Source organism: Clostridium sp. CM028 (genome assembly GCF_030585565.1).
GTDB lineage: Bacteria > Bacillota > Clostridia > Clostridiales > Clostridiaceae > Clostridium_AD > Clostridium_AD estertheticum_B.
This window is the reverse complement of record NZ_CP077766.1, coordinates 3,019,530-3,031,999: the sequence shown is the minus strand read 5'-3', so window position 1 is coordinate 3,031,999 and position 12,470 is coordinate 3,019,530. Positions and strand designations below refer to the sequence as shown.

The following is a 12,470-nucleotide window of genomic DNA, read 5'->3' as shown; positions in this document are numbered from 1 at the left end:
TATATATAATTGTGCTAAATATTTGAAATTTATGTTAGTATTTAGTATAATTTAAAATAAACAATGGTTGATTATTAATAATTATGAATGTGAGGCAATTCTATGAAAATAATGATATTGGGACTTGGTGTTATCGGTACAACCTATGGCTATGCTTTTCAAAAATCGGGTTATCATGTTGAACACTTTATAAGAGAAATCAAAAGAGACAATGCACCAAAAACTCTTGACATAAAAATGCTCGATGGCAGATATAACAATAAGGGCGAAAATAAGAAAGACACATATAATGTTACTCTTTCACAGCCCAACAGTAATTACGATTTTATTTTAATTAGCGTATCTGTGGGTAAATTGGATAGTGCAGTAAAAACACTTAATGAAAACAATATAAGCGGAACAATTATTCTTTTTAATGGTATATGGGAAGAACGAGTCAGCGTCGACAAAATTATGGGTACCCGGAAATATATTCTTGGTTATCCAATTGCAGGTGGTAGTATTAAAGATACCCTTTTAGATTGCGTACTATTTGACCATATTATGATTGAAAGTGAACAGAAGGCAAATATAGACAACTACTCAAACCTTATTCAATTGCTTGATAGCGCTGATATTAAAGTGGAAGTTCCATTTGATATGATAGAATGGATTTGGTTACATATGGCAATCAATTCTGGTGTTATCACCACTGCTTCAAAGTACGGTAATGTGTCGGATATAGCCAAATCCGCAAGAAATATTATGAACAGCGCATCTGGTTTAAGTGAAGCTGTATTGACAATTCGTGAAGCAGTCAAAATTGTAAAGGCAAGAGGTGTTGCACTTAATCATTACAATAACGAATTAATTGCATACAAAATTCCGTCAAAGCTTGCTGGGATGATTATGAAGCGAATGTTCAAAACAAATGAACTGACAAGGCGTATTATGGAACTTCATTGTAATATGGAGGATTTAATTTATGTATGTAAAAGCGTTTATGACTCCGGAAAGGAGCTTGGAGTAATTACTCCATTACTTTGTGAAAAATATGAAAACTATATTATTAATTTGCACACAAAATAAACATTATAGCTTCTTAAAATTTATATTAATGGAATTATTTTGACCTTACATTAATATAAATAAAAATCATTCAACATAATAAGATAAAATGTTTATCTCCCCTGAATTAGTGACTTGCAACAAGAAGCAAAAAAACATTAAAAGTTTACTTTGCAAGGCGCTCAGAAGGACTTTTTATATTTATAGATTAAATTCCTCTGCAACAACCTTTATAGCCTTTAATTTATCTCCAGTTTTAATAGCACAAGTAATTCTTATTTCTGATGTAGTAATCACTTTAATTCTGGGTTAAGCAAATTTAAAATGGAAGCTGCTAAAGATGTAGGCGTTAATCTTTCAGAAGGATATAACGAGATTTAACTTCAAGAAAAAATGGCTCTGTAGGCGGACAAATGGTTAAAAGAATGGTTGAATCTTACGAAAAGAATTTATAATTAAAAGGGGGCCAATTAGCTCTTCATTATCCTTAAGTAAACTATAAAGTAAAGCCTCTATAAGGTTACTATACAATCATTTTCCGCTTCTAATATTAAAATAATTAATTTCTTAATTAAATAGGATCATAATTAATGCATTATAAATAAATGTGGTTGTTGTAGATGATCCTGTACAATTCTTAGAACTTCACCGAATCTTTGATAATGAACAACTTCTCTTTCTCTTAGAAATTTTAACGGCTCTATTACATCTGGATCATCAGCCATATTAATTAGATATTCATAAGTAGCCCTTGCCTTCTTTTTCAATTTCTTCAAGGCTTGAGCATTTCATTAGCTGACTAACCATACTAGCAACCATTTCCATGAGCTAATTCTTCAGTATTTATTGTTATAAATTTAATTAAAATATATTAAATTTATAACAATAGATATGTCAGAATAGAAGATAAAAAAGTTTTCAAATTTTACTATTTTAGCATGCTTTTTTTATTTTGGTTTTCTTATGTAGACAAGTTATTGTAATACAAAGCTCCAATATTTAAATTTACAAATTATTCCAAGGTTTAATTGTTTATTAAATGCACATAATAAATCGTAAAAATTATAAATTTGGAGGTATTAATATGAGAAAACTTTCAGAGGGTGAACTATTATCCTTAACAACCTTGTTAACTATGGAAAAAGATGGGTTAGCCGTGGCAAAAGTTATGAAAAATCTAATTAGTGATGAAGATTTAAAAAGACAAGCTGAGACTGGTGTTTTAGCAGCAGAAGGAAGAATAAAAGGAGTACAACAATTTATCAATGAAAATCAAGTAACTATAGGCGGTGTAAAATAATATGGGAATAATAACGGATAATATTGTAAAAAACAACACAGATATTAATGACGAAGTAATAGTTGGAACTATGATTAGTTCAGCAAAAAGTGCAGCAGATGCGTATCTAAACGCAACTATGACCAGCGCTACCCCTGAATTAAAAGCTATATACTCCTCTAGTTTAAATCAAATAATAGGCGGGCATTCAGCATTAACAGAGCTTGCTGTAAACCGCAAGTGGGCTTCACCTTATGATGCGCCTGCGCAACAACTAGCTACGTCCTTTAGTAAATCTGAAACTACAGTTAAGGCTAGTAAATAAAACCGTTCCAAAACAAGAATTGAGCGTAAACTTGGAGGTTAAAATGTTTAAACACGAGAAACAACTATTAAGAGAAGTAAAAGTAGAAAAGCCTAATCCTCAATATGCTGTATTAATGCAGGAGCAAATAGGAGGAGGTAATGGAGAATTAAAGGCAGCTATGCAATACTTATCTCAAAGTTTTAGGGTAAAAGATCAAACCATTAAAGATTTATTTCTTGATATAGGTTCGGAAGAGCTAAGTCATATGGAGATGGTGGCAGAAACTATAAACTTATTAAACGGACATGATGTAAATTATGAGAAAGTTGAAGCTGGAGAAATTCAAACTCAAGTTCAATGTGGTTTAGCACCAGTTTTAGTAAATTCATCTGGTGTCCCATGGACTGCAGATTATGTAACCGTTACTGGAGATCTAGTTGCAGACCTACTTTCAAACATAGCTTCTGAGCAGAGAGCAAAAGTTGTATATGAATACTTGTATCGTCAAATAAATGATAAATTTGTAAGAGAAACAATAGATTTTTTGTTAAATCGTGAAGAGGCCCATAATGCTTTATTTAGAGAAGCACTAAATAAAGTAAAGGATACGGGTTCTAACAAGGACTTTGGTATAACTGAAGATTCTAGATTGTACTTCGATTTATCAACGCCAGGTAAATATTTTGATGCACCTAATCCAACAGCACCAAGTTTTGAAAATCCAAGAAAATAAAAAATATATATAAAAAAGAACATCGTAATGGTGCCCACTGAAAAACTAAATTTTAATAACAGTATTAAGACTTAAAATGGATTTTCCATTTTAAGTCTTATTTTTTATATAAGAGCATCCATAAGATCCCCACATTAATATTTGGAATTTCATTTCCGATATAATTTGCTAGTTGTGAGTTAGTAGCTACCAGAGGAATTTTTAGTGTTAATGGAAGAATACTTATACTACTACCCGGTGAAAAATAGAAATAATAGTTGCCAGTATTAGACTACATGAAATTTGCTCAATGCAATTATTATCTAGTGCTTTAAATATTAGCTACTTTTAAATCAACCATTTATTTAACAAACTTTATAAATATATATGTGACGGATTAAGTAGTACTAAATATATTGTAACAACTCAAATTCTAATGAATAACATAGTACAAAATATATTATAATTTCAAATATCGAGTTATTAGTAATATAAAGATAAGCGTTTAGATGATGAAGATGTAGTTTAATTATGCAACTATTATTAGATTTTTAGATCAAGGAGTGATTTTCGCTTGAAATATTCAATACTTCGGAGATATTGAATAAGTGATAAAAATGAGGAGCGGTAAATATGAAAGTAGTTATATTATGTGGAGGTAAAGGGACCAGATTAGGGCCATCTACAGAAACTATTCCGAAAACATTAGCTTTAGTTTCTGGGAAGCCTATTATATGGCACATTATGAATATTTATTCAAGCTATGGCTTTAATGACTTTATTCTTCCATTAGGTTTTGGTGGTGATAAAATAAAAGAATATTTTTGGAATTATGAGTGGAAAAACTCTGATTTCACCAAAGAACTAGGCAGTAATAATATTTCTTTTTTTAATAAGCCTGCCAACTGGAAAGTGACTTTTGTTGATACAGGAACTGATACAATGACTGGTGGAAGAATTAAAAAAATTGAAAAATTCATTAATGAAGATACCTTTATGTTGACCTATGGTGATGGATTATCTGATATTAATATAAATAATTTACTAAAGTTCCATAATGAAAAAGGACAAGCGGTAACAGTTACTGGAGTAGAAAGAAAGAGCCAATATGGAATTCTAACTGAAAAGGATGGTATTGCAACAACCTTTGACGAAAAATCAAAATTGGATGGCATAATAAACGGAGGTTTTTTTGTAATGAATAAAAAAGTTTTTAATTATATAGAAGATGACGATAAATGCATTTTTGAACAGGGTCCATTGAGAAACCTTGTAGAAAGTGGCGAATTGGCGGTTTATAGTTTCAAAGGTTATTGGACAGCAATTGATACTAATAAAGATCTAATTTATGCAAATGAGACATGGAAGTGAGTAAAATAAATAAGGACGATATGGACGCAATTTATGCATTTTTTTCTAAGGGGAAATCTCGGTTTAATAAACATGAAAATGAAAATCATGATATAAAAAAAGATAATAAAAAGGATACAAAAATCAAAGACAAAGATAGTAAAAAATATAAAGAAGAATATGAAGAAGAAAATAAAGAAGAAAGTAAAGAAGAAGATATTGAAGACTATAGAGAATCAGATATAGAAGAATACAAACAAAAATGTTCCTTTTGTACAATAGTTAGCAAGGATTATTTAATAAAGACCTTAACTTTTTACTATTCACTTGAGAGGAATAGTGAAAATTTTCATCTATGGATTTGCTGTATTGATGATATTATCTATTCATCCCTTTCAAAGATGAATCTCAAAAATGCTTCTCTTATTCATTTGAATACAGTAGAAGACCAGCAACTGCTCGCTGTAAAAAACACGAGAAAAACAAATGAATATTGCTGGACATTGAAAGCAGCTGTTATTCGCTACGTGCTTATGAATTACAGCGTAAACTCAATAATATACTGTGACAGTGATATATTTTTCTTCTCAGATCCACAGATGGTATTTGATGAATGGGGTGAATCTTCAGTGTTTTTATGTCCCCAAAGGGATCTTGAATGGGTTCACAAAATATATGGAAAATTTCAAGCAGGATTCATAGGTTTTAAAAAGGATATACAAGGATTGAATTGTCTTAATTGGTGGAATCAAAAATGCATTGAATGGTGTTCCGGGGAACCTGACTCTGAAACGGGACGATGGGGAGATCAGAAATATCTTGATAAAATCACAGAAATGTTTTCAAATGTAAAAATTTCAAGAAATCTTGGAATAGATGCTGCACCATGGAATACAATTTATAATAATAATTTCAATATTACCTCAAAGGATAATGAAGTCTTTATTGAAGGTGATAAGTTAATAGCATATCACTTTGCATGTCTTTCAATATTTAGCGAAAATGACTATGACTTATGGACTTTTAATTATTTAGAAATAAGTTCTGCAATTAAGTCCAATATTTATATCCCATATATTGAAAGTCTAAGGAATACAATCAATGTTATAAGAAACAATCTTAATGAAAAAGTAGAGGGTTTATTTAATAAATCTGATTCTAAAGAAGCCCAGACATTATTTAAATACTCAGATCTGACGTTAGCCATGGCCCGCTATAACGATTTTTATAGCTTTTGTACTATAACTAGTAAGGCATATTTATTGCAAAGTATGTCACTTTATTCCTCGCTGAAGGATAAAATCGATAATTTTAATTTATTCATCTGCTGCATGGATGAAATTTCTTTTTCTGTATTAAGTAATCTGAAGCTTGAAAATACGATTATTATTAATGTTAGCGAAGTAGAGGATATGGAATTACTTCATGTTAAAGAAACCAGAAATATGCAGGAATATTGTTGGTCGCTTAAAGCACCGTTGGTCCTTTATATTTTAGAGAAATATGCTATAGATTCAGTTATTTATTGTGATGCAGATATATTCTTTTTTTCTGATCCGATGGCGATCTTCAAGCAATGGAAGGATTATGATACACTAATTTGTCCTCAGAGGGATTGTCCCGAATTTGAAAAGGTACATGGACATTTTCAGGCAGGCTTTTTAGGTTTTAGAAACAGGAAAAGTAGTCTAGCTATTTTAAATTGGTGGAAGAAAAAATGTATAGAGTGGTGCTCAGATAAACCTGATATTATAATGGAGAGATGGGGAGATCAGAAATATCTAGATAAGGTTCCAAATTTATTTTATAGCATAAAAATATTAGATGACCTAGGTATAGATGCAGCTCCATGGAATCTAATTATTAACAATGATTACAAAGTTTACAACGATAATAATACTGTTTTAATTGATGATCGAGAACTTATGGTTTATCACTTTGGCAGTATGAAAATATTTGATGAATCTGTCTTTGACTTATGGAAGCTAGATCCTTTGATTTTTAGCAAAGAAATAATCGATAATATATATATTCCATATTTAGATGCTTTATGCAAATCAATGGAAATATTAAAGTCATCAGGCCTTGTGGATCTTAAAGAATTATTTAGTAAAGAAGAGGTCACTAACGCTAAGAACCTGTATAGATTTCAATCGTAAATGTAAACCTTTCAACCTGGAGGTATAGTATATGGAAGAGGTTAGTCTTGCTGGTAAGAGGATATTGGTAACTGGTGGATTTGGATTTATAGGCTCTCACCTAGTTAAGAGGTTATTGAATGAAGGTGCAGAGGTATCTATTATAGGAAGACAGAGCAGCCAAACCTGGAGACTGGAAGAGCAGTTAAAAAATATATCAATCTATGAGATTGATATAACTGACAGTAAAAAAATTGAAACTTGCATCAAGGATATATGCCCTGAAATAGTATTTCATTTAGCAGCTTATGGTGTAAACTCAGCACAAAAAGAATATATTAAAGCTGCAAATATTAATATTTTAGGAATGATTAATATTTTAAATTCATTGAAGGACACCGACTGCAAAAAATTCATTAATATGGGTAGCTGTGCTGAATATGGAGATAGGAAAGATCTTATGAAGGAAGATATGTATCCAGAACCTGTGAGCATCTATGGAAGTTCTAAAGCTAGTGCAACTATAATCGCTCATCAGATTGCCAGAGAAAATAATATAGATATTATAACCTTAAGGCCCTTTGGTATTTTTGGGGAGGGAGAAGAGAGGCATAAGATTTTTTGTCATATAATACTGTCAATACTGGAAGATAAGGAGGTAAGACTAACATCTGGTGAACAATTACGTGATTACTGCTACATTGAAAACATAATTGACGGATTGGTTATGTCTGCTAAAAGCAGTTTAAAGAGCAATATTTTCAATATAGCAAATGGAAGTCTTTTTCCTTTAAAATACTATATAGATCTTATATTTAAAAATATTAAAACAGATAGGGTCCCCTTATATGGGACAATAAAATACAGAAAAAATGAAATGTGGTCACCTGGTGCGGATATAAGTAAGATCCATACTGAATTAGGCTGGAGTCCTAGAATAAGCCTTGAGGATGGAATTGTTAAAACAATAAGGTGGTATGAAGAAAATAAAGATATGTGGATTAAGCATTTACCATAGGATGTGAAAAAATGTTAAAAGACCTTGAAAATAATTATAAAAATAAAAATGTTTTAATAACTGGTCATACAGGTTTTAAAGGATCATGGCTAGCTATTTGGTTAAAAAAATTAGGAGCAAATGTTATTGGTTATGCACTAGATCCCGTCAGTGTCAAAAGCAATTTCGTTTTATCTGAAATTAGCAATGATATTGTTGATATAAGAGGAGATATAAGAGATAGCAAACATCTTAATGAAGTTTTTATGACCTATGAACCAGAGATAGTTTTTCATCTTGCAGCACAACCACTCGTTAGGTACTCCTATGAAAACCCTAAAGAGACCTATGAGGTGAATTTTATGGGCACTGTAAATGTATTGGAAGCGGTGAGGGCCAGTAAAGAAACAAAAGCTTTAGTTATTATCACTAGTGATAAATGTTACGAAAATAGTGAATGGATGTACAGCTACAGGGAAATAGATCCCATGGGTGGTTATGATCCGTACAGTTCTAGTAAGGGTTGCGTTGAACTTTTGGTTTCCTCATATAGAAATTCTTTTTTTAATACAGCTGAGTATAAAAATCATGAAAAAATAATTGTAACAGCACGGGCAGGTAATGTAATTGGAGGTGGAGATTGGGCCATCGATAGAATTATACCAGACTGCATCAGGGCACTAGAAAATGATGAAGAGATTTTGCTTAGGAATCCAGGTGCTGTAAGACCCTGGCAGCATGTCCTTGAACCATTATACGGATATTTACTTTTAGGAACAAAAATATTAAAAAAAGATGTGGAGTTTTCTGGAGCTTGGAACTTCGGACCTGAAGCTCAAAATGTCATTACGGTTCAGGAGGTTGTCAGAAGACTTGTCAAAGAGTGGGGCAATGGAAGCTGGAAATCTTTAATCCTTAAGGGAGATTCATTCCATGAAGCAAGCTTACTAAGTCTTGACATTAGCAAGGCTAGATTCTGTTTAAATTTTAAGCCTAGGTGGGGCATAGATGAGACAATAGAAAAGACTGTAGAGTGGTATAGGCAATATAAGGATGAAAAGGTGATTGATATATGCGAATCTCAAATTAGTGATTATTGTAGATAGAGCTCTCATTCTAGGTGCATTAATATCAATATGGAGTGAAACTTAGGGTTCTAAAAAAAGAATAAATAATCTTTCCAATCAGATAATATTTATAAAATATTACAATTTTTAAGAGAAGTCCAAAATGGCTTCTCTTAAAAATTATTATCAGGGTCGTACTTTAAAGAGCCTTTAGGTAAATTATGTTTAATACTTAACTATCGTCTAACATGTTATATTTATAGATTAAATTCCTCTGCAACAACCCTTATAGCCTTTAATTTGTCTCCAGTTTTAATAGCACAAGTAATTCTTATTTCTGATGTAGTAATCATTTTAATTTCAATATTGTTTTTGTTAAAAACTCTAAACATTCTAGCCGCTACTCCAGAGGTTGTCTTCATGCCTAGCCCCACCACTGAAAATTTAGTTATCTCTTCATCAACTATAACTTTATTATCTGCTATTAAGTTATCTATAATTTCTAAACTATCCTTTAAGCCTTCTTTAGGTATAGTAAATGATACACTTACCTTTCCATCTATAGGTGATGTTTGACTTATCATATCTATATTGATTCTTTTACTTCCTATAGCTTCAAATATAGTAGACAATATATTCACATCTTTAGGTATACGCTGAAGTGTTACTGCAACATCCTCATCACTAGTTGCTATTCCTGTTACTGGCTTATTTTCCATATTCATATTTTTTACCTCCTTAATTACAGTTCCTTTAATATCACTATTACTAAGCCCTACATATATAGGTATGCTATATTTTTGAGCAAGTTCTATAGACCTTGAATGCATTATTTGAGCTCCCAAACTTGCTAGCTCGAGCATCTCCTCATATTCTATTTCATCTAATTTTTTAGCTGCGCTGTATGCTCTAGGATCTACACTATATATTCCAGAAACGTCCGTATATATTTCACATCTGCCATTAAGCTTCACAGCTAAAGCAACTGCAGTAGTATCAGATCCACCTCTGCCGAGTGTTGTAATATCACCTTCCCCATTTATTCCTTGGAAGCCAGCAACTATTACGATTTTGCCTTCTTTTAAGCTTTTTTTAATCCTGCCACCGTGTATATCTTCAATTAACGCTTTACCATATTGTCCACTAGTCTTAATCCCAATTTGGTATGCGGTATAACTTATGGCATCATATCCAAGTCCCTTAATTGCCATGGCGAGTAGTGCGCTTGAAATTATTTCACCTGTTGATAATAGAACATCTAATTCTCTCTTATCTGGTTTTTCTCCTATACCTTTTGATAGAGATAATAAATCATCTGTAGTGTCGCCCATAGCAGATACTACTATAACTAAATCTGTATCTTCATTTTTCCTCTTTACTATACTTTGTGCAATTCCTTTAATTTTCTCTGTAGTTCCTACAGATGAACCTCCATATTTTTGAACAACTACTGCCATAATTAAATCACTCCTATTATTTATCACCTTCGGTGCTATTATCACCTTCGGTGCTATTTATCACCTTCGGTGCTATTTATTATCTTCGGTGAAATTTAGAACTTTATATATTGCTTCCAAAAAAAATAAATACAGCAAAGGAACACCTTTGCTGCATAAAATACATGTTTTTATACAAACTTCGTGTACCTTGTAGCTCACCACTGAAAAATCAGTGACAATTTTACATATATTATATGCAATCTCAGAAAATAATTTCACCAAATACATTTTCTTCGGCCATAGCTCCTTTTCTTATTCATCTTAGCCTGTCAGCTCCGAACAAGTACTCTTAGATACAGCACCTCTACCCTAGGTAGTTTACTTATTAAATTAGTTATTATATTATCACAGTATGTTTATAAGTACAAGCATTAATTACAGATGTTCTTACTAAAATGTCTACCTCCCCTCTCAGGCAGTATTGCAACAATGTTCCCACCTTCAATGGATTCTCCAAGTTTTATTGCAGATACTATGGCAGTCCCTAAAGAACTGCCTACAAATAGCCCCTCTTTACATTGTATCCTTAATTGATGGCTGCAGTTTTGCGAAGATATTTACACCTTCTTTTACACCCAAATTATTTAGCTTAATAAGTGGTGTATTTCCTATAATATTTAATATACTATTTATATATATCACTGCTAAGACCTCTACTTAGAACTAATTTTGCATATTCTTTTGCACCATCTAAGGAATGATCTCTATAATTTCCACATTGAACTTCATTGGCTGCCGGGATTTCCTCTGTTTCTATCACCTTTTTCAATCCATAATTTAGGGCTTCTATAACCCTATCTACACTGACATCATTCCATACGATCATGTAAAAACCTGTTCTACATCCCATAGGTGAAATGTCTATAATTCCGTCCATTACTTCTCTCATATATCCAGCAAGCAAATGCTCTAAAGTATGGATAGCTGATATATTCATAAACTCCTTGTTTGGTTGCATAAATCTTAAGTCAAACTTTGTTACTTTATCACCCTTTTCGCCTATCTTTACCTCACATTTTCGTACAAAAGGTGCCACAACCTTTGTGTGATCTAATGAAAAACTTTCAACCTTAATCATTTACCCTTACCTCCTTATTTGCTACTGCAATGAAAATGCCAGTTTCAGTATATTCGCCTTTGCTAGAATAACCTTTGCATCTTAAATCTGTATTCTCAATGTTTACTATATTAAACCCTGCGCCAGTTAACCACTCTTCCATCTGATTATTTGAAAAACCAAGCCATTCGTCAAACATTTCAGTCCTTGCCCACTGCCCATTATGCTCTTCTACATCCGATATTATTAAAGTCCCACCTTTTTTAATTATTCTGTGCATCTCTTCAATAGCCTTTTTAGCATCGCTCACATGGTGAAGAGCCATATTAATGAAGACCACATCTACAGATTCATCAAACAAAACCAAGTTGTCTATGGAGGATTTTATTGGATATACATTATCGAATTTTTTAGTTTCCATTAATTTTTTGGATTCTTTAAGCATATTTACTGATTGATCTATAGAAAACACAATGCTTGCATCTAAGGCCAGCGCTAAGGATAAAAATCCAGCGCCGCATCCAAGATCAGCCACTACCTTATCTTTTATACTTACTTTGGATAATACCTTGTACTTTAACCTTTCATCAAAATACTCACTTCTTATTACGTTCCAACTTTTAGCTATTTCGTTAAAATAATCTAATGAACTCATAATATTACCTCCATTTATTTTTTTTAAGTCTAAATTTTACATTTTATACTTAAAAAATAGTGTTAAGGCCAAGTTTTTTTTAAAATCCAAATATTTTTGGTGTCAAAAAAACACCGTCTCATTTTATAGAGGCGGTGTTATTACACTCCGCGGTCCACTCTAATTAGATATAGAATCTCACTTAAATCCAAGCACAAAATGCTTTATCGCTTTAACGGGCGAACCCGTAGTACCCTACTATAATTTCAGGTCCATGCTCCAAAGGGCACTTCATATATATTTAGGTAAAAGCTTCTCAGCATCGCTTCCTCTCTGTACCCATGCAATATACTACTTTCCTTTTTCATTGCATTTCCTAGTAT

13 protein-coding genes, 1 pseudogene, 1 riboswitch and 1 other annotated feature are annotated in these 12,470 nt (G+C 32.0%); of the genes and pseudogenes, 9 read left to right on the top strand and 5 right to left on the bottom strand.

Features of this window, described 5'->3' with window-relative positions; translation table 11 throughout:
• Positions 1-102: 102 nt before the first annotated feature.
• The gene (locus KTC94_RS14265) at positions 103-1,068 is read left to right on the top strand and encodes a ketopantoate reductase family protein (RefSeq protein WP_220319556.1); all 966 of its coding nucleotides are present in this window, start codon (positions 103-105) and stop codon (positions 1,066-1,068) included.
• Between the two features lie 285 nt (positions 1,069-1,353).
• A pseudogene (locus KTC94_RS14260) lies at positions 1,354-1,502 on the top strand (alpha/beta-type small acid-soluble spore protein); the annotation flags it as partial.
• 132 nt (positions 1,503-1,634) lie between these two features.
• On the opposite strand, the gene KTC94_RS14255 reads toward KTC94_RS14260, so the two are convergent.
• Complete coding sequence (locus tag KTC94_RS14255; protein ID WP_369811879.1) at positions 1,635-1,823, bottom strand: manganese catalase family protein; 189 nt, start codon at positions 1,821-1,823, stop codon at positions 1,635-1,637.
• A gap of 308 nt (positions 1,824-2,131) precedes the next feature.
• Here KTC94_RS14255 and KTC94_RS14250 point away from each other — a divergent pair, with 308 nt between their 5' ends.
• The 7 genes from KTC94_RS14250 (at position 2,132) to rfbG (ending at position 8,936) form a co-directional block, all read left to right on the top strand.
• Positions 2,132-2,347, top strand: a complete 216-nt coding sequence (locus KTC94_RS14250; RefSeq protein WP_220319555.1) for a hypothetical protein — start codon at positions 2,132-2,134, stop codon at positions 2,345-2,347.
• Between the two features lies 1 nt (position 2,348).
• Positions 2,349-2,651 (top strand): spore coat protein, encoded by a 303-nt coding sequence (locus KTC94_RS14245; protein ID WP_220319554.1) that lies wholly within the window; start codon positions 2,349-2,351, stop codon positions 2,649-2,651.
• 43 nt (positions 2,652-2,694) lie between these two features.
• On the top strand, positions 2,695-3,366 hold the full coding sequence (locus KTC94_RS14240; protein ID WP_220319553.1) for a manganese catalase family protein: 672 nt from the start codon (positions 2,695-2,697) through the stop codon (positions 3,364-3,366).
• A 612-nt stretch (positions 3,367-3,978) separates the two neighbouring features.
• Entirely contained in the window at positions 3,979-4,716 is a 738-nt protein-coding gene (locus tag KTC94_RS14235) for a sugar phosphate nucleotidyltransferase (protein ID WP_220319552.1), read from the top strand.
• Positions 4,713-6,854 carry a putative nucleotide-diphospho-sugar transferase gene (locus KTC94_RS14230; protein ID WP_220319551.1) on the top strand — a complete coding sequence of 714 codons (2,142 nt, stop codon included), beginning with the start codon at positions 4,713-4,715 and terminating at the stop codon, positions 6,852-6,854. Before KTC94_RS14235 ends, KTC94_RS14230 begins: the two co-directional genes overlap by 4 nt.
• A gap of 31 nt (positions 6,855-6,885) precedes the next feature.
• Positions 6,886-7,851: an NAD(P)-dependent oxidoreductase gene (locus KTC94_RS14225; RefSeq protein WP_220319550.1), complete on the top strand. Its 966-nt coding sequence runs from the start codon at positions 6,886-6,888 to the stop codon at positions 7,849-7,851.
• 11 nt (positions 7,852-7,862) lie between these two features.
• The gene (gene rfbG / locus KTC94_RS14220; RefSeq protein WP_220319549.1) at positions 7,863-8,936 is read left to right on the top strand and encodes a CDP-glucose 4,6-dehydratase; all 1,074 of its coding nucleotides are present in this window, start codon (positions 7,863-7,865) and stop codon (positions 8,934-8,936) included.
• 218 nt (positions 8,937-9,154) lie between these two features.
• Here rfbG and KTC94_RS14215 read toward each other — a convergent pair whose 3' ends face one another.
• From KTC94_RS14215 to KTC94_RS14200, 4 genes are all read right to left on the bottom strand, one after another.
• Entirely contained in the window at positions 9,155-10,354 is a 1,200-nt protein-coding gene (locus KTC94_RS14215) for an aspartate kinase (protein WP_220319548.1), read from the bottom strand.
• A gap of 185 nt (positions 10,355-10,539) precedes the next feature.
• Positions 10,540-10,711, bottom strand: a riboswitch (Lysine riboswitch).
• A gap of 198 nt (positions 10,712-10,909) precedes the next feature.
• Positions 10,910-11,038 (bottom strand): hypothetical protein, encoded by a 129-nt coding sequence (locus KTC94_RS14210; protein ID WP_258876384.1) that lies wholly within the window; start codon positions 11,036-11,038, stop codon positions 10,910-10,912.
• Entirely contained in the window at positions 11,022-11,474 is a 453-nt protein-coding gene (locus KTC94_RS14205; protein ID WP_216303946.1) for an S-ribosylhomocysteine lyase, read from the bottom strand. Before KTC94_RS14205 ends, KTC94_RS14210 begins: the two co-directional genes overlap by 17 nt.
• Positions 11,467-12,108: a class I SAM-dependent methyltransferase gene (locus KTC94_RS14200; RefSeq protein ID WP_165412454.1), complete on the bottom strand. Its 642-nt coding sequence runs from the start codon at positions 12,106-12,108 to the stop codon at positions 11,467-11,469. The genes KTC94_RS14205 and KTC94_RS14200 overlap by 8 nt, the downstream gene beginning before the upstream one ends.
• Before the next feature lie 124 nt (positions 12,109-12,232).
• Positions 12,233-12,464, bottom strand: a binding site (T-box leader).
• Between the last annotated feature and the right edge of the window lie 6 nt (positions 12,465-12,470).

Coding starts and splice junctions, on each gene's coding strand:
- KTC94_RS14250 (WP_220319555.1), top strand. CDS start 2,132: ATGAGAAAACTTTCAGAGGGTGAACTATTATCCTTAACAACCTTGTTA.
- KTC94_RS14215 (WP_220319548.1), bottom strand. CDS start 10,354: ATGGCAGTAGTTGTTCAAAAATATGGAGGTTCATCTGTAGGAACTACA.
- KTC94_RS14205 (WP_216303946.1), bottom strand. CDS start 11,474: ATGATTAAGGTTGAAAGTTTTTCATTAGATCACACAAAGGTTGTGGCA.
- KTC94_RS14200 (WP_165412454.1), bottom strand. CDS start 12,108: ATGAGTTCATTAGATTATTTTAACGAAATAGCTAAAAGTTGGAACGTA.
- KTC94_RS14225 (WP_220319550.1), top strand. CDS start 6,886: ATGGAAGAGGTTAGTCTTGCTGGTAAGAGGATATTGGTAACTGGTGGA.
- KTC94_RS14245 (WP_220319554.1), top strand. CDS start 2,349: ATGGGAATAATAACGGATAATATTGTAAAAAACAACACAGATATTAAT.
- KTC94_RS14240 (WP_220319553.1), top strand. CDS start 2,695: ATGTTTAAACACGAGAAACAACTATTAAGAGAAGTAAAAGTAGAAAAG.
- KTC94_RS14265 (WP_220319556.1), top strand. CDS start 103: ATGAAAATAATGATATTGGGACTTGGTGTTATCGGTACAACCTATGGC.
- KTC94_RS14235 (WP_220319552.1), top strand. CDS start 3,979: ATGAAAGTAGTTATATTATGTGGAGGTAAAGGGACCAGATTAGGGCCA.
- rfbG (WP_220319549.1), top strand. CDS start 7,863: ATGTTAAAAGACCTTGAAAATAATTATAAAAATAAAAATGTTTTAATA.